Raw genomic sequence first — 17,297 nt, 5'->3', positions numbered from 1 at the left:
TTCGGCCGGCATTCTTACAAAGATTTAACGAGGTCGAGCCTGCTCCGTCGCTCGCCGGATCAAAGGTTGCGCAGCACCGGCGCCGCCTTGTGGCCGAGCACCCGCCACGTGCCGGCAAGGCCGATGCCGACGGTGACCGCCAGCGACACGAGGATCGTCACGACCGCCACTTGCGGCATGAAGTGCGACGGCAGCGTCATGATATGGGCGACGACGAACCATGCCGCGATGCCGCCCGCGGCAAGCGCGAACAGCGCTGTCGCAAGGCCGATCAGCACATATTCCACCGAGAAGGCGGCGATCAGCGTTTTCCGAGTCGCGCCGAGCGTCTTCAGCACCACCGCATCGTGGATGCGGGCCCGGTTGCCGGCGGCCAAAGCGCCGGAGAGCACCAGCACCGAGGCGATCAGCGCCACGCCCGCGGCGGCGCGGATCGCCGTGCCCAGCTGGGCGACCAGCCGGTTGACGATGTCGAGCGCGTCCTTGACCCTGACCGTCGTCACCGCCGGAAAGGCGCGGGTGACCGCGTTGAGCAGCCGTGCGTCGTCGGCCGTGGTGGCTCCCCTGTCGGTCAGCGTCGCCAGCCAGCCATGCGGCGCGCCCGCAAAAGTGTTGGGCGAGAACACCATGACGAAGTTGATGCCCATGGTTTCCCACTCGACCTGGCGGAAATTGGCGATCCTTGCCGTCACATTGCGGCCGAGCACGTTGACGGTGACGGTGTCGCCGAGCTTCAGCCCGATCGCCTTGCCTTCCTCGGCCGAGAACGACACCAGCGGCTCGCCGGCATAATCCTGCGGCCACCATGTGCCCTCGGTCAGCGTCGCGTTCTCCGGCTGCTTGGCGTCATAGGTCAGGCCGCGGTCGCCGCGCAGCACCCAGGCGCCGTCGGCGGGTATCTTCACCTTGTCGACGCCGACGCCGTTGAGCGCCATGATCCGGCCGCGCAGCATCGGCACCTTGACCAGCGCTCCCCGAGGCGCCTCTTTCCCGACCAGGGCGGCGAAGGCGTCGACATCGCTGCTCTGGATGTCGACGAAGAAGAAATTCGGCGCCCGCTCCGGCAGGCTGCCGGATATCTGGCGCCTGAGATTGCCGTCGATCAGCGCCAGCGTCGCCAGCAGCGTCAGGCCGAGCCCGAGCGACAACACGACCGAAGGCGTCAGCGCGCCGGGCCGATGGATATTGCCGAGCGCGAGCCGAAGCGACACGAAACGCACACGCGGGCTTCGCCGGGCCGCCCATTGCACCAGCGCCGCAACCAGCCGCAGCACCAAGAAGGCAAAGACCGTCGCGCCGACGAAGATCGAGGCGATGCGCTGATCGTCGGCCGAAAGGATGGCGAGCCCCGCCAGCGCCAGCACGATCGCGAAAGCAGCGCCGGCATAGGGCAGGCGCGGCAGGCCGCGGCTTTCAAAACCCATCTCGCGAAACAGCGCCGTCGCCGGCACGTCGCGGGCGCGCCCGAGCGGCAGCAGCGCGAAAGCCAGCGTCACCAGCAGGCCGAACAGCGCAGCCATGGCGAGAGCGCCGGGATAGAAGCCGCCTTCCGCCGGCACCGGGATTACCGACTGCAGAAGCGCGCTCGCCACGAACGGCATCGCGGCGCCCAGGATCAGGCCGAGCACGATGCCGAGGCCGGCAATCAAAAGGATCTGCACCAGATAGACCGTGAAGACGAAACCGCCCGAGGCGCCGAGGCTCTTGAAGGTGGCGATGACGCCGCGCTTGCCGTCGAGATAGGCGCGCACCGCGTTCGCCACGCCGACGCCGCCGACCACCAGCGCCGTCAGCCCGACCAGCGTCAGGAATTGCGAGAAACGCTGGATATTGGAGGAAAGCGCGGGTGCTGCATTGCTGCGCGTGCGGATCGACCAGCCGGCCTGTGGAAACTCCTTCGCGGCTTGAGCCTGGATTTCCTTGATCCGCGCCTCGCCGGCGCCGTCGGGCAGCCGGACTTTGTAGGCGTTCTCGACCAGGCTGCCGGGCTGAACCAGTCCGGACGCGGCAAGCCCATCGTCCGAGATCATCAGCCGCGGCGCGAAGCCGAAGCCGTCCGAGATCGCGTCGGGCTCGTTGACCAGCCTGGCCCTCAGCTCGAAGGTGGCGCCGCCGAGCTTCAGCCGGTCGCCGAGATGCAGATTGAGCCGGTCGAACAAAAGGTCGGGCGCGGTGGCGCCGAAGACTCTCGCTTTCTCGCCGAACAGCTCCTTCCTGGGCAGCGGCGGATCGGTCTCCAGGAAGCCATAGAGCGGATAGGCGCCGTCGACCGCTTTGGCTTCGACCAATGCCTGGTCCGAACCGTCCTCGAGCCGCGCCATCGAGCGCATGCCGGAATTCAGCGAGACCGTGCCGAGGCTCTTGATGAAGCCGAGCTCGGCTTCGGAAGCGCTACGCTGGTTGATCTGGAAGCGCAAATCGCCGCCGAGCAGCGTCTGGCCCTGGTTGGCGACGCCGGCGGTGATCGCCTGCGCCACCGAATTGACGCCGCCGATCGCCGCGACGCCGAGCGCGATACAGCCGAGGAAGATGATGAAGCCCGAAAGGCCGCCGCGCATCTCGCGCAGCGAGAAGCGGATGGCGAGCTTCAATGTCCTGGGCATCAGGCCGGCACCTTCACCGGCCTCGGCGCGTCCTCGATGCGTCCCGAACGCATCGACACCTGGCGCGCGCAGCGGGCCGCGAGCGCCGGATCATGCGTGACCAGCACCAGCGTCATGCCGCGCTCGGCCGCCTTGGCGAAGAGCAGGTCGGCGATCTGCTTTCCCGTTGCCTGGTCGAGGTTGCCGGTCGGCTCGTCGGCAATAAGGATGCGCGGCGACGGCGCCAGCGCCCTGGCGATCGCCACGCGCTGCTGCTCGCCGCCGGAAAGTTCGCCGGGGTAGTGCGTCACACGGTCGCTCAGGCCGACGGCTCCCAATTCCCGCGCGGCCACCCCGAACGGATCGGCGTGGCCGGCGAGCTCCAGCGGCACCGCGACATTTTCGAGCGCGGTCATGTTGGGGATGAGGTGGAAGGACTGGAAGACGATGCCGATGTTTCGCCCCCGAAACGAAGCAATCTGATCCTCGCTTTTGCCGTTGAGCAATTCGCCGGCGATTCGCACTGTGCCGGAATCGACCCTTTCCAACCCTGCCAGGACCATCAGCAAAGTGGACTTGCCGGAGCCCGACGGGCCGACGATGCCGGTGGCCTCGCCGCTAGACACATCGAGGCTGACGCCCTTCAGCACATGGACGGAGGAAGCGCCCTCGCCAAGCGTCAGCGAGACATCCCTCAATGCGATGACGGCTTCTGTCACAATGAAAGCGTCCTATATGGTGGAAAAAGGAGACGAGAACGCCTCCTCCCAGGGATTGTTCCGGTCATATGGGGCTCGCCGCATGGCTTTCAAACATACACTTGCTGCAGCCCTCATCCTTTTCCTCGGCGTTTGCGGCGCCATTTCGTCGGCGCGGGCCGAGACCTTCAATATCGTCGGCTTCGGTGACAGCCTGACGGCAGGCTTCGGCCTCGGCCCAGGCCAGGGCTTCACCGACAGGTTGCAGGCGGCGCTGAAAGCGAAGGGCCATGACGTTGCCGTCGCCAATGCCGGCGTGTCGGGCGACACCACGAGCGGCGGGCTGGCGCGGCTCGACTGGTCGGTGCCGGACGGCACCCGGCTCGTCATCGTCGAACTCGGCGCCAATGACATGCTGCGCGGCGTTTCGCCCGACATCGCCGAAAGGAACCTCGACGCGATGCTGGCGAAGCTGAGAGAGCGCAAGATCGCCGTGCTTCTTGCCGGCATGCGCGCCGCGCCTAACCTCGGCGCCGGCTACCAGAAGAGCTTCGATGCAATTTATCCAAGGCTTGCCATGAAATACGATGTTCCGCTCTATCCGTTCTTTCTCGACGGCGTCGCCGGCCACCCCGGCCTGCAGCTCGAGGACGGCCTGCATCCCAATCCCAAGGGCGTCGATGCGATCGTCGAGCGCATCCTACCCTCCGTCGAGAAGGCCATCGCCGCGGACGGCGGCGCCTAAAGCATGTCTTTCGAAAGTGGGACCGGCTTCGGGAGACATGCGTAAAATCAAGACCTAAAGCGCATGGAGCGAATCTGAAAGATCGCGACGCGCTTAGTGAGGCTTGGGCGCAACGGTTTCCGTTGGGGAAACCTTGTGGACAACAAACCGCTTGCCCCGCGCGGATATCGATGATTCGCTAGGGGTGAGAGTTTCGATTCGAGGACAGGAGGCTTTTCATGCCACGTCTTTTCACCGCCCTCGAAATTCCGCGTGACGCCGCTCTTTCGCTGTCCCTGCTCCGGGGCGGCCTTCCCGGAGCCCGTTGGATCGACGTCGAAAACTACCATTTGACGCTGCGCTTCATCGGCGATGTCGAAGGCCATGTCGCCGATGACATCGCCAACGCGCTCGACCGGATCAACCGGCCCTCCTTCCCCTTGACGCTCTCCGGCGTCGGCGCTTTCGGCGGCAAGAAGCCGCATGCGGTATGGGCCGGCGTGTCCGCCTCGCCGGACCTGGTGGCGCTGCAGGGCGAGATCGACCGCATCTGCCAGCGGCTCGGCCTGCCCGCCGATCCGCGCAAGTTCTCGCCGCATGTGACGCTTGCCCGCCTGCGCAATGCGAGCCCGCTCGACGTCGCGCAATATCTTTCGGCGCGCGGCAACTTTTCCGCGTTGCCCTTCCGCGTCGGCCGCTTCGTCTTGATGTCGTCGCGCGATTCGGTCGGCGGCGGCCCTTATATCGTCGAGGAAGCCTGGCCGCTTTCGAGCGTTGACGCGCGCTCGTTGAGCCGGGTCGCCAGCGCTTCCGACGCCTCGCGGATCATGCGGTAGACCGAAGCGAAGGCTTGCTGGTCCTCATAATAGGGGTCCGGCACATCGCGCTGGTTGCCGCTGGCAAACTCCAGGAAGAGATGGATGCGATCGCGCGCGGCCTGCGGCGCCAGCGCCTTGAGGTCGCGCACATTCGAACGGTCCATGCCGAGGATCAGGTCGAAGCGCGCGAAATCCTCCGGCGCTATCCTGCGCGCCCGCTGTCCGGAAATGTCGATGCCATGGCGTATGGCGATCGCGATCGAACGCGGATCGGGAGCGGAGCCGACCTCCCACCCGCTGGTGGCGGCGGAATCAAGCACAATGTCATGACCCGTTCCGCGTTCGGCCAGAACAGCGCGCAAAACACCTTCGGCCAGCGGCGAGCGACAGATATTGCCGAGACAAACGAACAGAATGGACTTTATGGGCTTTGCGCTCATCGATCCGGCGCTATGGTTGGTTCAATTTCGAATAGCACAGGAACCCGACATGACCAGGGAAAAACTCAGCAAGGAAGCGATCGCGGCAGCGCTCGCCGAACTCGAAGGCTGGTCGCTGGCCGCCGACGGCGCCTCCATCAAGCGCAGCTTCGGCTTCAAGAACTTCTCCGAGGCCTTCGCCTTCATGACCCGCGTTGCGCTGGCCGCAGAGAAGATGGACCACCATCCCGACTGGTCGAACGTCTACAAGACCGTCGACGTCACGCTGAACACGCATGACGCCGGTGGGATCACGGCGCTCGACATCGAGCTGGCCAAGCGGATGAACCGGTATTTCGGGTAGGGCTGGGGAAGCGGCCTCGCCTCGTCTTCCCAGGGCGAAAGCGGGAATGAAGACCCTGAGGCGCCGCGTTCCGTCACACCCCCCTCTGTCCTGCCAGCGGTTGCCAATCGTGCGGCTGCACCGAACAATTCGATTTTCCAGTCCACTACCACCCGAACTCTTGCAGCGCGATGTCCCTTTCACCACATTTTCCGCGGCGGGCCGGCACGCAAGGACGCTCGCGGCCAAGGAGAGATTGATGGCGCAGGAATCCGGTTTTGATTTCTTCGGCTTCGGCGACAAGCTCGCCGGCGAAGGCGAAGTGCGCGAGAAATTCTGGCGCACCGCCAAGAAGGCCGCCCGGCAGATCCCGTTCATGGACGAGGTGGTCGCCGCCTATTATTGCGCCATGGACAAGGACACGCCGCTGCGCGCCAAGGGCATCCTGGTCGCCGCGCTCGGCTATTTCGTGCTGCCGGTGGATTTCATCCCCGACTTCGTCCTCGGTCTCGGCTTCACCGACGACCTTGCCGTGCTGACCGCCGCGATCACCGCCGTCAGCGCCCACATCACCCCCGCGCACCGGCAGGCCGCCAGGGATGCGCTTGCCGACAAGCGTTGACCCTGGGGGTTGACCCTGGCTGACATTTCGGCACAACGCGGCCGCGAAACCACCCGCGCGAAAAGACAAACTCTTGCCGCTTTCGTGGCCTCCAAGTTCGCGCCGGGACATTGTGATCGCCGCTTTTCCAGCGGCGGCGCGACTGGTGGCGGTTTCCTGGGGTGAGCTCCTTTTCTTGAGGAAAATTCACCGTTTGGTAACCCTGATTAAATCAAAATGAAGCGACGGCAGGACGCCACGCGGCCCGCCTCCGCACCATATGGAATACGGGAAGAACGATGCGCGGATTGATTGCTACAGTTTCCAGCCTGGTCATGGTGGCCGCCTTCGCCGCGCCGGCGCTGGCGCAGCAGGCGACCAAGATCGGCCAGCACAATGCCTGGGGCACCTACAGCTATCAGGCGGCGGGCGGCAAGGTCTGCTATGTGCTCACCGTGCCGACCGACAAGCAGCCGCCGTCGCTCGATCACGGCGATATGTTCTTCTTCGTCAGCCAGCGCCCGGGGCAGCAGGTCTCCTACGAGCCGCAGTTCATCGCCGGCTACAATTTCCAGGAAGGCTCCAAGGCCACCGTCACCATCGACAAGAAGTCGTTCTCGATGTTCACCCGCGGCAAGTCCGCCTGGGTCGAGAACGCCGCCGAAGAGCCGGTGCTGATCGCCGCCATGAAGACCGGCACCGACATGAAGGTGCAGGCGAAGTCCGGCCGCGGCAACCCGACATCCTATGTCTTCTCGCTGAAGGGCATCTCGGCCGCGCTGGCCTCGATCGCCAAGTGCAAATAGGCAAACAGCAAAGCACCACCCGAGTATGACGCAAAGCCGGACCGCGCGTTCGGCTTTTGTCTTTCAGCCTTGCTGCTCCTCCGCCCTGCGCCGCCTGATCGCCTCGGCGATGAACACGCGCGACAACGCGTGATAGAGCGGCTCGTTGGAGATCAGCCGCGCTGTGCCGTAGCCCAGCACCGCCGCGCACATCAGCGCGATGACATTGTCGTGATTGCCGGTCATTTCGAGGATGATGACGAAGGCCGTCATCGGCGCCTGCACGACACCGGCGAAATAGCCGGCCATGCCGAGCAGCGCGGCGAGGCCCGTGGCAGTGCCGAACACAAGCCCGAGCGTGCTGCCGAGACCGGCGCCCACCGCCAGCGACGGCGCGAAGATGCCGCCCGGAATACCCGAGATCATCGACAGCACCCCGGCCGCGAATTTTTCGAGGAAGAAAAACGCCGGCAGCGGCGCGCCTTCGACGGCGCCGCGGGCCTCAGTGTAGCCGGTGCCGAAGGTAAGGCCGCCCGAGGCAAGACCGATCACGGCCACCGCCAGGCCGCAGATGCCTGCCACGAGCAGCGCGCGCCACAGTGGCTGCAGCGCGTTCCAGCGCCGGATGCGCCGCGTGATCTTCAGCGCCAGCAGCGAGAACAGCGCGCCGAAGCCGCCGCCGATGACGCCGCAGGCGATCACCAGCGGCCAGTCGGTGGCGAAGGCCACCGTATCTCTGGCGACGCCGAAATAGGTGTAGTTGCCGAGCAGCCCCAACGATGCAAGCCCGGCCAGGATCACTGCCGTCAGCACCAGCCCGTTGGTGCGCGATTCATAGGCGCGGCCCATCTCCTCGATGGCGAAGACGATGCCGGCAAGCGGCGTGTTGAAGGCAGCGGCGATGCCGGCCGCCGAGCCGGCCAGGATCAGGCCGCGCGCCTGCGCCATGCCGCCCCAGCGCGCCGCCTGGAGCATCAGCGAGGCGCCGACCTGCACCGTCGGACCCTCGCGGCCGATCGAGGCGCCGCAGGCGAGGCCGATGACGGTAAGCGCGATCTTGCCTGCCGCCAGGGGCAGCGAAAGCAGATGCCCGCGATCCTCGTCGTCGCGCAGGTGGCGCGCGGCGATCGCCTGCGGAATGCCGCTGCCTTGCGATCCCGGAAAGAAGGAATGGGCCAGCCAGGCGCAGACGACGAAGCCGAGCGGCGTCATGATCAGCGGCAGATAGAAACGCCAGCCGCTGCCGCCGCCGGTGACGATATGGAACAGCGCCTGCGCCCGGTCGGCCAGCATGGCGAACAGCACGCTGATCAATCCGATCGAGACGGCGCCGGCCCAGAAGACGAGCCGCGGTTGCCAGACGCGGCGCGAGGCCCACATCGCCTGCGAACGCCGCAGCATCGGGTATTTTCTCGATATGCCGGCCATGCCCGCCCTCGTGATCGAAGCTCCAGCCCTATCATAGGCACAGGGTCGATCAAGGCTTCGAGGCCAAGCCCGCGATCACGGGAGCGTTCACGATTCTCCCGCCGGCTTGTCCGCCGGCGGGAATGTCAGACGAGACCGGGTCGAGCCTCACATCGCCATTTTTTCACATTCGGCCTGGGCCTTCTTGGTCGACGTATCGATCATGTAGGTTTTGCCCTTGGCATCCGTCATCATCATCATGCAATGCTTGATCGGCTTCGCCGTCTTCATCATTTCGGCGCTCGTCTTCGCGTCGGGCATCATGGTGCCCATGTGACCGTCGGGCATGATTGCCGTCACTTGCCCACCCTTCATCATTGTCATCGTGCCCATCGTATCCTCGGCAAATGCCTGCGAGGCGCCAAGACCGACGACGCTTGCAATGACAACAAGCTTGATCGAATGCATTCCGCGTACTCCCATTTTGCAAGGGCACAATTGCCCCTTTCAGATTTCGCCGCAGGGTGGCGAAGCGTTACGCCAACACGACTATGTGATCGGACCGAAGACGGCCTGCAGGTCAGCGGCCATCGTCGAAGGGCGGATACTCAAGAGTAAGGTCGTTGCCGATCGGCGCCTCTCCTTATCCCTTGTGGGGTGAGAAGCGGTCCGCTTTAGCGGACGAAAAGCCAACTGCTTGGCTTTTCGAGCTTCGAACGCCCTGAGCCCCCGAAGGGCCGGGTGGTGGCCGAGTGAAGCTCGGTCGGATGAGGGGTGCTCCAGCGGAGTGAGACGCTGGCGTTTCCTGGAACACCCCTCAACCGTCTCGGCGCTGCGCGCCGGGGAGAAGGAAAGCCCCGCCCCATGACTCCGGCCTCGAGCTGTGCTATGCGCCGCGCTTCATTTCGGGCACGATGGTGAAATCGGCCGCAAACCGCTTATATTGGCGCAACCATGACCCTTTCATTCGATCTGACTGCCGAGGGCGCACGCGACGCCTTGCGCGCCCGCGCCGCGGCCGAAAAGCCGTCGCTGATCGGCCTGACCCGCGCCGAACTCGGCGCGGCGCTGGTTGCCGCCGGCATCGTGCCGGAGCGCCAGGCCAAGATGCGCGCGCAGCAGCTCTGGCACTGGATGTATGTGCGCGGCGTTTCCGACTTCGCCCATATGTTCAACATCTCCAAGGATCTGCGCGCCGAGCTCGACAAGCATTTCACCGTCGCGCGGCCCGAGATCGTCGAGGAGCAGATTTCTTCCGACGGCACGCGCAAATGGCTGTTCCGCTTTCCGCCGCGCGGCGCCGGCCGCCCGGTCGAGATCGAGACCGTCTACATCCCCGAGGAAGGCCGCGGCACGCTCTGCATCTCCTCGCAGGTCGGCTGCACGCTGACCTGCTCCTTCTGCCACACCGGCACGCAGAAGCTGGTGCGCAACCTGACGACGGAAGAAATCCTGGCGCAGCTGCTGACCGCGCGCGACCGTCTCGGCGATTTCCCCGACCGCGACACGCCGGACGGCGCCATCGTGCCGGCCGAGGGCAGAAAAGTCTCCAACATCGTCATGATGGGCATGGGCGAGCCGCTCTACAACTTCGAGGCGGTGAAGAAGGCGCTGCTGATCGCTTCCGACGGCGACGGGCTGTCCCTATCGAAGCGGCGCATCACGCTCTCGACCTCGGGTGTCGTGCCTGAGATCGCCCGCACCGGCGAGGAGATCGGCGTCATGCTGGCGATCTCGCTGCACGCCACCAATGACGACCTGCGCGACCTTCTGGTGCCGATCAACAAGAAGTTCCCGCTGAAGGAATTGATCGCCGCCTGCCGCGCCTATCCAGGCCTGTCGAATGCCCGCCGCATCACCTTCGAATATGTGATGCTGAAGGACGTCAACGATTCGCTCGAGGACGCCAAGGCGCTGGTGAAGCTGCTCAAGGGCATCCCGGCCAAGATCAACCTGATCCCGTTCAACCCTTGGCCCGGCACCAACTACCAGTGCTCGGATTGGGAGACGATCGAGAAGTTCGCCGACTACATAAACAATGCCGGCTATGCCTCGCCGATCCGCACCCCGCGCGGCCGCGACATCCTCGCCGCCTGCGGCCAGCTCAAGTCGGAATCGGAACGTATGCGCAAGGTGGACCGGCTGGCGCTCGAGGCCATGATGATCGCGGGGCACGGCGAGGCGTGAGGCGTATCATCGCCTATCTCGTCCGCTTCGCCGCTATCCTGGTCGGCTATGCAATCGCCTCGCTGGCGGCAAGCGCCTTCCTCAATGTCCTGTTCCTGGCGCATCTCGGCTATACGCCGGCCAATCCGGAGCCGGCGGCGACCGCCTCGCTCTATTTCTCGGTGCCTTTCATTGCGCTGTTCGTCGCCTATTTCGGTTTCATGCCGGCGGCGGCCGTCATCCTGATCGCCGAAGTGCTCGGCCGGCGCGACTGGCTGTTCTATGCGCTGGGCGGTGCCGTCATCGCCGTCGTCTTCCTCGGCTTCGCGCATAACGTCAGCGATGGCGATTTCGATGTCACCGACAACAATGTGAGGCTCGCGCTGATCGGCAGCGGCATGGTCGGCGGCATCTTCTACTGGCTCTTCGCCGGCCGCTGGGCCGGCGCCTGGCGCCGCGAGCCGTTGCCCGATCCGGAATCCTGAGTTCAGCGCAGGCCAAGCACCGAGGGCTGCATTCTACTTCGCCTGCGCCGTCAGGATCTTGAGCGCGAAGGCCGAGAACACGCCGCCGAACAGATAGTCGACCATCCGCGTGACGCGCGGACTGGCCCTCATCGCCCCCGAAAACTTCTCCGCCGCCAGCACCATCGGCGCCGTCACCGGGATAGACAGCACGATGAACATGACGCCGAGGAAGAACAGCTTTCCGGGCGCGTTGGGATCGTGCGCGGAGACGAATTGCGGCAGAAACGTCATGAAGAACAGGATGATCTTCGGATTGAGCAGATTGACGCCGAGCCCTGCTGCCCAGCTGCGGAACAGCGAGATCCGCGGTCCGCTCTTCTTCTCCGGCGAGAAGGCCGAGCCTTTCGTCACCGCCTGCCAGGCCAGGAACACCAGATAGCCGGCGCCGAAGATCTTGAGCGCGAAGAAGGCCATCGGCGAAGCCACGATCAGCGCCGAGACGCCGACCACCACCAGCGTGGTGTGGATCAGCGTGCCGCACAGCGCCCCGGCCATCGAGGCGAAGCCGGTGGCGCGGCCCTGGCTCAGCGTCCGCGACACGAACAGCGTCATGTCCGGCCCTGGCGTGATCGCCAGGATGAAGGTCGCGATGGCGAACTGGATCAGCGTCGTGTTGTCGGGAATGAAGGACATGGGGAGGTCCGGTGCCGAGGTGGTCTGTCAGTCTATAACGCAGCCATCCCAGTCGCGCCAGCGATCGGCCGGCGTCAGTTCTGATCCAGCACCTACACCAGCAAGCGCCGGCGCAATCCCTTCAGATATCGTCAACGTTTGCGCCGCCCCTCATCCGCCTGCCGGCACCTTCTCCCCGTATAGTGACGGGGAGAAGGTGGCTGGCCGCAACGCTACTCCCTTCTTGCGACGCTTGAGATTGGCGAAATCATCGGCGACAGCGCCCCTCTCCCCGTCACTATACGGGGAGAGGATGCCGGCAGGCAGGTGAGGGGCAGCGCCGGCGCCCGGAAGGAATTCTAATCCTGAGGCATTGCCTTCTTCTCTTGCGCCGCCCGGAAACCCCGTGATACTCGCCCGCGAACCTCTTTACCCGCGGAACCGCCAAAAATGTCCAAGACCAAAGACGTGAAGAAAGTCGTGCTCGCCTATTCCGGCGGCCTCGACACCTCCATCATCCTGAAATGGCTGCAGACCGAGCTCGGCGCCGAGGTCGTCACCTTCACCGCCGACCTCGGCCAGGGCGGCGAACTGGAGCCGGCGCGCCGCAAGGCCGAGATGATGGGCATCAAGGACATCCGCATCGTCGACGTGCGCGAGGAGTTCGTCGCCGATTTCGTCTTCCCGATGTTCCGCGCCAATGCCGTCTATGAAGGCACCTATCTGCTCGGCACCTCGATCGCCCGCCCGTTGATCTCCAAGCACCTGGTCGAGATCGCAAAAGAGACCGGCGCCGACGCGATCGCGCATGGCGCTACCGGCAAGGGCAACGACCAGGTCCGCTTCGAGCTCTCCGCCTATGCGCTGAACCCCGACATCAAGGTCATCGCGCCGTGGCGCGACTGGTCGTTCAAATCGCGCACCGACCTGATCAACTTCGCCGAGCAGCACCAGATCCCGGTGCCGAAGGACAAGCGCGGCGACGCGCCCTTCTCGGTCGACGCCAACCTTCTGCACTCCTCCTCCGAGGGCAAGGTGCTGGAGGATCCGTGGAGCGAGCCGCCGGAATTCGTTCACCAGCGCACCGTTTCGCCGATGGACGCGCCCGACGCCGTCACCGAGATCGAGATCGAGTTCCTGAAGGGCGATCCCGTAGCGCTCAACGGCAAGAAGCTGTCGCCGGCCACCATGCTGGCGGCGCTCAACGACCTCGGCCGCGACAACGGCATCGGTCGCCTCGACCTGGTCGAGAACCGTTTCGTCGGCATGAAGTCCCGCGGCGTCTATGAAACCCCAGGCGGCACCATCCTGATTGCCGCCCACCGCGCGATCGAGTCGATCACGCTCGACCGTGGCGCGGCGCATCTCAAGGACGAGTTCATGCCGCGCTATGCCGAGCTCATCTACAACGGCTTCTGGTTCTCGCCCGAGCGCGTGATGCTGCAGGCGATGATCGACAAGAGCCAGGACGACGTCGAAGGCACGGTGCGGCTCAAGCTCTACAAGGGCAACGTCATCGTCACCGGCCGCAAGTCGAAGAAGACGCTTTATTCGGACGCTCTCGTCACCTTCGAGGATGACCGCGGCGCTTACGATCAGAAGGACGCCGAAGGCTTCATCCGCCTCAACGGGCTCAGGCTGCGGACGCTTGCGGCGAGGAATCGCCGGTGAAGCTGCCGATCTCCCTCCTTGCGGGGGAGATGTCGCCGAAGACGACAGAGGGGTCGCCGCGCGTGGAGCACCAGCGTCGTCTCTCGTCGCGAAAGGCGTTGGCGTTCTATGCGAGGCGACCCCCTCTGGCCTGCCGGCCACCTCCCCCTCAAGGGGGGAGATTACCGCTTCTCGGCCTTCGCCAACTTCCTGTGTAAGAAGCAAAAACCCGGCGTCTCCGCCGGGTTTTGTCTAGCGAAGTCAGCAATTTCCATTCAATTGCCGTCGATCGCCTCGGCGATGCGGGCGATGGCCTGCTGATAGACGCTCGCGGAATTCCAACCGGCGATGGCGCCCATGTTCGCCTCGTAACCCGCGCCGGCCTGCCAGCCATGGCCCTTGAGGAAGTTGGCGGTGGAGGCGAGCGCCGTGTTTCTGTCGCGCAGGTTTCCGCTGCCGACGCCGTACTTCAAGACGTTGCCGGGCAGGAACTGCGTGTGGCCGATCTCGCCATGCATGGCGCCGACCGAGGAGGCGCTCAAGGCTCCGCGATCGACCAGCTTCAGGGCTGCGATGGCATGGGGGGTGAAATAGTCCGGACGGCGGCAATCATAGGCAAGCGTCAAAATGGCCGAGACCGTGTTCTGGTTGCCCATGGAAGCGCCGAAGCCGGTCTCCATGCCCCAGATGGCGAGCAGCACGCCCGGCGGCACGCCGTAGGTCTGCTCGATCCTGTCGAACATCGCCGCGTTCGACTTCTTCAAAGCCCGGCCCTTGGAGATAATTGCTGCCCCGCCCCGGCGCTTCATGAACGCTTCCACCGAGCCGCTGAACGCCTTGTGGATGGCGCGGTCGGCAGCGATCGTCCGTGTTGCGTAAGTCGCGCCGGCCAGCGCGGACAGACCCTTCTGGCCGACTCCGTTGGCCCTGGCCTCCGCGGCGAACTCCTGCTTCCATGCATCAAAGCCAGCGCCGTTCTTGCCACAGCTGCCTGCCGCCTGTGCGCCCGTCGCCATCCCAAGTGCCGCCACAGCGGCGGCCACGAAAATCCTTCCCTTGGCAAAAAATGCCATACTGTCTCTCCTGGTTGCCTGAATCACGTCCCGGTTGCAAATCTGCCAGTGAAACGCCCGATTGTCACCGCCCACACGGGGCTTGCACGGCGCTCGACGCTGGCGAATGCCGGGGAATTTGCCTACGATCAAGCATTTATTATGGCGACGGCATTTATTGTGGGGGGTCTTTATGGAAGACGTTGATGTTGTGATCATCGGCGCCGGCTCCGCAGGGCTTTCCGCGGCCAAGACGCTGCGGGCTGCCGGGCTTTCCTTTACACTTCTGGAGGCGATGAGCCGCATCGGCGGCCGCGCCTGGACCAGCGACCGGCATTTCGGCGTGCCCTTCGACATCGGCTGCGCCTGGCTGCACGCCGCCGACCGCAATCCCTATTTCGCCGAAGCGCGGGCTGCCGGATGGACGCTGCACCACCACGACATGAATGTCGACCATCTCTACTATCGCGACCGCAAGGCGAGCGAGGAAGAGGAACTCGAGATGAAGGCCGCCGATGCGCGGCTGTTCGAACTGCTGGCCGCGCATCAAGTCCGGGACGGTGACGACGACCGGCTGTCGGCGCTGCTCGCCAAGGGTCATGCGCCGCGCGCCGCCGCCACTTTTGCCGGCCCGATGGATTTCGGCGCCGACGAGGACGAGATTTCGATCCGCGATTTCCAGGCCGCCGCCGACCTCGATCCGAACTATTTCAGCAAGGAAGGACTCGGCGCGCTGGTCGCGCATTTCGGCGCCGACGTGCCGGTCGAGCTGTCGACGCCGGTCCGCAAGATCCTCTGGGACGTGCCCGGTGTCGCCTGCGTCACCGATCGCGGCACCGTCCGCGCCAAGGCGGTCATCGTCACCGCTTCGCCGGCGGTGCTCGCCTTCGAGGAGATCGAGTTCTCGCCGGCGCTGCCGGATGCACATTTCGGCGCCTTCTTCGACCTGCCCATGGGCATGCTCACCAAGCTGCCGGTGGAGATCAAGGGCACGCGGCTCGGCCTGGAGCCATTCGACGACCTTTTGATCGAGCGAATGGCCAGGCACGACATCTATTTCCTATGCTTTCCCTTCGACCTCGACCTGATGGTGGGGTTTGTCGGCGGCGACTTCGCCTGGGAGATGTCGGCGGCCGGCGAGGCGGCGGGCGTCGACTTCGTCGTCGACCGATTGTGCGGCATCTTCGGCAGCGATGTCAGAAAACATATCGGCCGCGCCATGATGACCGATTGGGGCGCGGAGCGCTTCGTGCGCGGCGCCTACGCGGCAGCCCGACCCGGCCGTTCCGAAGCGCGCGCCACGCTGATGCAGCCGGTGGCGGAAAAAATCTTCTTCGCCGGCGAGCATGTCGCCGGACCGCTCATCCAGACCTGCGGCGGCGCGAGGTTGTCGGGCGAAAGCGTGGCGAGCCAAGTCATTGCCCAGCTCGCGCCGAAATAGTCCCGGAATGCCGAGAAATGAGAGGCGCAAACCAGTGCTCTTCACGGTCTTTTGACCGGCCCGCCGAAAGGACATGGAACAATTCGTGAGCGGGCGATAAGCGCTTTAGCCGGAACGCATAAGGCCTTGTTTCGTTTTCGAGCCCGAGGGAGCGTTGAAAACGGAGAAAAGCCATGAAAAGCGTATTGTTTCCGGCGCTTGCCGGTGCGCTGCTCGCCATGTCGGGTGCGGCCCTTGCCGATACGCCCGTCTCGGCGGTGACGGATCTGAACGTCCGCGCCGGCCCTGGCCCGCAATATCCGGTGATCGGCGTGCTGGCGGCCGGCCAGTCGGCGACGCTCAGAGGCTGCATCGCAAACAGCAAATGGTGCACCATCGCCGAAGCCGGCGGCAACGGCTGGGTCTATTCCGACTATGTGACGGGCGACTTCGGCGGCAGCCGGGTCGTTGTGACGCGCCGGCCGGCTGAAGCCGACATTGCCGTCGTGGCGCCACCCACCGACGACGTCTACAGCACCGACACCTATACCGGCGCCATCGTTTCCGGCGACGACGTCATCGAGCCGATCGCCAGGCCGCCGGCCGAGGTGGGCACCTACATCACCACGCATCGGGTAGACCCGGTCTATCTCGAGGGCGAAGTGGTGACGGGGGCTACCCTGCCCGACACGGTCGAGCTGCGCGAGATCCCGGACTACAACTACCGCTACGTCTACGTGAACAACCAGCCGGCGCTGGTCGATCCTGGCACGCGCCGCATCGTCTATGTGATGCGCTGATCCAGGCGCTGATTGCGCAACGCGGCCGCCGGCGTCGGCGGTCGCTTTTCGTTTGGCGGCCGCCCAATTGCCGCCCCGCAGGCAATTCAAGCAGCTTGCATCTGCTCTATCGACGCGATTTCGGCCTTCTTTGCCTCGCCTTCCACCGCGAGGTCGTAGCTGGCCTGCATGTTCATCCAGAACCGGGGCGTCGTGCCGAAGAACTTGGCAAGGCGCAGCGCCGTGTCTGGTGTTACTGGGGTGGTTTCGCTCACCAGGCGCTCGATACGCGTGCGGGGGACATGCAGCTTCTTGGCCAAAGTATATGGTTTTTAATCCAAGCGGGATCAGATACTCCTCGCGAAGGATCTCGCCCGGGTGGATAGGCAGGAAGATGTTGGCAGCCATCTTCATTTCCTTTCTGGTTGGGGCACACGCCCCGACTTCGTCATTCCAGGGCGAAGCAGGAGCGAAGCTCCGTCGCGGAGACCCTGGAATCCATGCCGTTACTTCAGCCGGAGAGCGCATCGGAGCAGAATTCCGAACCGCAGCAGCGCTCGGGTGTCACGGCATGGATCCTATGGTCTGCGCCGCGTCGCTTCGCTCCTTGCTCCGCCATAGGATTGTTTGAGAAGGATCGGGTAGTTTGGCGGCCGGGACTGCAGGCCCATCACAGCCAGCAGTCCCGGCGGCAGGCGACCGCCCTTAGGACCG

Annotated in this window: 17 protein-coding genes and 1 pseudogene; 10 read left to right on the top strand and 8 right to left on the bottom strand. The window is 64.8% G+C overall.

The window, feature by feature from the left end; all coding sequences use genetic code 11:
• Positions 1-59 precede the first annotated feature (59 nt).
• Both ABID26_RS36455 and ABID26_RS36450 read right to left on the bottom strand, forming a co-directional pair.
• A complete protein-coding gene (locus ABID26_RS36455) occupies positions 60-2,603 on the bottom strand; it encodes an ABC transporter permease (protein ID WP_126097116.1) in 2,544 nt (847 codons plus the stop codon).
• Positions 2,603-3,301 (bottom strand): ABC transporter ATP-binding protein, encoded by a 699-nt coding sequence (locus tag ABID26_RS36450; protein ID WP_126097115.1) that lies wholly within the window; start codon positions 3,299-3,301, stop codon positions 2,603-2,605. The genes ABID26_RS36455 and ABID26_RS36450 overlap by 1 nt, the downstream gene beginning before the upstream one ends.
• An 82-nt stretch (positions 3,302-3,383) precedes the next feature.
• Here ABID26_RS36450 and ABID26_RS36445 point away from each other — a divergent pair, with 82 nt between their 5' ends.
• Positions 3,384-4,025: an arylesterase gene (locus ABID26_RS36445; protein WP_126097114.1), complete on the top strand. Its 642-nt coding sequence runs from the start codon at positions 3,384-3,386 to the stop codon at positions 4,023-4,025.
• Between the two features lie 218 nt (positions 4,026-4,243).
• Positions 4,244-4,840, top strand: a complete 597-nt coding sequence (gene thpR, locus ABID26_RS36440; RefSeq protein ID WP_126097113.1) for an RNA 2',3'-cyclic phosphodiesterase — start codon at positions 4,244-4,246, stop codon at positions 4,838-4,840.
• On the opposite strand, the gene ABID26_RS36435 is transcribed toward thpR, so the two are convergent.
• On the bottom strand, positions 4,744-5,262 hold the full coding sequence (locus tag ABID26_RS36435; RefSeq protein WP_126097112.1) for a low molecular weight protein-tyrosine-phosphatase: 519 nt from the start codon (positions 5,260-5,262) through the stop codon (positions 4,744-4,746). The genes thpR and ABID26_RS36435 overlap by 97 nt on opposite strands.
• A gap of 49 nt (positions 5,263-5,311) precedes the next feature.
• Between ABID26_RS36435 and ABID26_RS36430 the strand changes: the two genes are divergently transcribed.
• The 3 genes from ABID26_RS36430 (at position 5,312) to ABID26_RS36420 (ending at position 6,991) form a co-directional block, all read left to right on the top strand.
• Complete coding sequence (locus ABID26_RS36430) at positions 5,312-5,605, top strand: 4a-hydroxytetrahydrobiopterin dehydratase (RefSeq protein ID WP_126097111.1); 294 nt, start codon at positions 5,312-5,314, stop codon at positions 5,603-5,605.
• Between the two features lie 238 nt (positions 5,606-5,843).
• On the top strand, positions 5,844-6,206 hold the full coding sequence (locus ABID26_RS36425; RefSeq protein WP_126097110.1) for a YkvA family protein: 363 nt from the start codon (positions 5,844-5,846) through the stop codon (positions 6,204-6,206).
• Between the two features lie 278 nt (positions 6,207-6,484).
• Positions 6,485-6,991 (top strand): invasion associated locus B family protein, encoded by a 507-nt coding sequence (locus ABID26_RS36420; protein ID WP_126097109.1) that lies wholly within the window; start codon positions 6,485-6,487, stop codon positions 6,989-6,991.
• A 63-nt stretch (positions 6,992-7,054) separates the two neighbouring features.
• Here the strand turns inward: ABID26_RS36420 and ABID26_RS36415 are convergent, their stop codons facing one another.
• Both ABID26_RS36415 and ABID26_RS36410 read right to left on the bottom strand, forming a co-directional pair.
• On the bottom strand, positions 7,055-8,398 hold the full coding sequence (locus tag ABID26_RS36415) for a chloride channel protein (protein WP_126097108.1): 1,344 nt from the start codon (positions 8,396-8,398) through the stop codon (positions 7,055-7,057).
• A gap of 147 nt (positions 8,399-8,545) precedes the next feature.
• Positions 8,546-8,845, bottom strand: a complete 300-nt coding sequence (locus ABID26_RS36410; protein ID WP_126097107.1) for a hypothetical protein — start codon at positions 8,843-8,845, stop codon at positions 8,546-8,548.
• 486 nt (positions 8,846-9,331) lie between these two features.
• Here ABID26_RS36410 and rlmN point away from each other — a divergent pair, with 486 nt between their 5' ends.
• The gene (gene rlmN, locus ABID26_RS36405; protein WP_126097106.1) at positions 9,332-10,564 is read left to right on the top strand and encodes a dual-specificity RNA methyltransferase RlmN; all 1,233 of its coding nucleotides are present in this window, start codon (positions 9,332-9,334) and stop codon (positions 10,562-10,564) included.
• Positions 10,561-11,028, top strand: a complete 468-nt coding sequence (locus ABID26_RS36400; RefSeq protein WP_126097105.1) for a hypothetical protein — start codon at positions 10,561-10,563, stop codon at positions 11,026-11,028. The genes rlmN and ABID26_RS36400 overlap by 4 nt, the downstream gene beginning before the upstream one ends.
• 33 nt (positions 11,029-11,061) lie before the next feature.
• On the opposite strand, the gene ABID26_RS36395 is transcribed toward ABID26_RS36400, so the two are convergent.
• Positions 11,062-11,703, bottom strand: a complete 642-nt coding sequence (locus tag ABID26_RS36395; RefSeq protein ID WP_126097104.1) for a LysE family translocator — start codon at positions 11,701-11,703, stop codon at positions 11,062-11,064.
• A gap of 429 nt (positions 11,704-12,132) precedes the next feature.
• On the opposite strand from ABID26_RS36395, the gene ABID26_RS36390 reads away from it, so the two are divergent.
• Positions 12,133-13,353 (top strand): argininosuccinate synthase, encoded by a 1,221-nt coding sequence (locus tag ABID26_RS36390; protein WP_126097103.1) that lies wholly within the window; start codon positions 12,133-12,135, stop codon positions 13,351-13,353.
• 254 nt (positions 13,354-13,607) lie between these two features.
• Here the strand turns inward: ABID26_RS36390 and ABID26_RS36385 are convergent, their stop codons facing one another.
• On the bottom strand, positions 13,608-14,405 hold the full coding sequence (locus ABID26_RS36385) for a lytic murein transglycosylase (protein WP_126102486.1): 798 nt from the start codon (positions 14,403-14,405) through the stop codon (positions 13,608-13,610).
• Positions 14,406-14,577: 172 nt separating this feature from the next.
• Here ABID26_RS36385 and ABID26_RS36380 point away from each other — a divergent pair, with 172 nt between their 5' ends.
• Complete coding sequence (locus ABID26_RS36380) at positions 14,578-15,825, top strand: flavin monoamine oxidase family protein (RefSeq protein WP_292375240.1); 1,248 nt, start codon at positions 14,578-14,580, stop codon at positions 15,823-15,825.
• Positions 15,826-15,998: 173 nt separating this feature from the next.
• On the top strand, positions 15,999-16,604 hold the full coding sequence (locus ABID26_RS36375) for a DUF1236 domain-containing protein (RefSeq protein WP_126097101.1): 606 nt from the start codon (positions 15,999-16,001) through the stop codon (positions 16,602-16,604).
• Between the two features lie 86 nt (positions 16,605-16,690).
• Here ABID26_RS36375 and ABID26_RS36370 read toward each other — a convergent pair.
• A pseudogene (locus tag ABID26_RS36370) lies at positions 16,691-16,991 on the bottom strand (HigA family addiction module antitoxin).
• Positions 16,992-17,297: the final 306 nt, after the last annotated feature.

The sequence above is a fragment of the Mesorhizobium shonense genome, assembly GCF_040545255.1.
In the GTDB taxonomy this organism is placed as follows: Bacteria; Pseudomonadota; Alphaproteobacteria; order Rhizobiales; family Rhizobiaceae; genus Mesorhizobium; species Mesorhizobium shonense.
Note: the sequence above shows the minus strand (reverse complement) of the source record. Positions and strands in the feature narration are given on the sequence as shown.

Excerpts from the sequence above, each read along its gene's own strand:
- ABID26_RS36420 (WP_126097109.1), top strand. The coding sequence starts at position 6,485 with ATGCGCGGATTGATTGCTACAGTTTCCAGCCTGGTCATGGTGGCCGCC.
- ABID26_RS36455 (WP_126097116.1), bottom strand. The coding sequence starts at position 2,603 with ATGCCCAGGACATTGAAGCTCGCCATCCGCTTCTCGCTGCGCGAGATG.
- ABID26_RS36425 (WP_126097110.1), top strand. The coding sequence starts at position 5,844 with ATGGCGCAGGAATCCGGTTTTGATTTCTTCGGCTTCGGCGACAAGCTC.
- ABID26_RS36435 (WP_126097112.1), bottom strand. The coding sequence starts at position 5,262 with ATGAGCGCAAAGCCCATAAAGTCCATTCTGTTCGTTTGTCTCGGCAAT.
- ABID26_RS36390 (WP_126097103.1), top strand. The coding sequence starts at position 12,133 with ATGTCCAAGACCAAAGACGTGAAGAAAGTCGTGCTCGCCTATTCCGGC.
- ABID26_RS36430 (WP_126097111.1), top strand. The coding sequence starts at position 5,312 with ATGACCAGGGAAAAACTCAGCAAGGAAGCGATCGCGGCAGCGCTCGCC.
- ABID26_RS36395 (WP_126097104.1), bottom strand. The coding sequence starts at position 11,703 with ATGTCCTTCATTCCCGACAACACGACGCTGATCCAGTTCGCCATCGCG.
- thpR (WP_126097113.1), top strand. The coding sequence starts at position 4,244 with ATGCCACGTCTTTTCACCGCCCTCGAAATTCCGCGTGACGCCGCTCTT.
- ABID26_RS36385 (WP_126102486.1), bottom strand. The coding sequence starts at position 14,405 with ATGGCATTTTTTGCCAAGGGAAGGATTTTCGTGGCCGCCGCTGTGGCG.
- ABID26_RS36375 (WP_126097101.1), top strand. The coding sequence starts at position 15,999 with ATGAAAAGCGTATTGTTTCCGGCGCTTGCCGGTGCGCTGCTCGCCATG.
- ABID26_RS36445 (WP_126097114.1), top strand. The coding sequence starts at position 3,384 with ATGGCTTTCAAACATACACTTGCTGCAGCCCTCATCCTTTTCCTCGGC.
- rlmN (WP_126097106.1), top strand. The coding sequence starts at position 9,332 with ATGACCCTTTCATTCGATCTGACTGCCGAGGGCGCACGCGACGCCTTG.
- ABID26_RS36415 (WP_126097108.1), bottom strand. The coding sequence starts at position 8,398 with ATGGCCGGCATATCGAGAAAATACCCGATGCTGCGGCGTTCGCAGGCG.
- ABID26_RS36410 (WP_126097107.1), bottom strand. The coding sequence starts at position 8,845 with ATGCATTCGATCAAGCTTGTTGTCATTGCAAGCGTCGTCGGTCTTGGC.
- ABID26_RS36380 (WP_292375240.1), top strand. The coding sequence starts at position 14,578 with ATGGAAGACGTTGATGTTGTGATCATCGGCGCCGGCTCCGCAGGGCTT.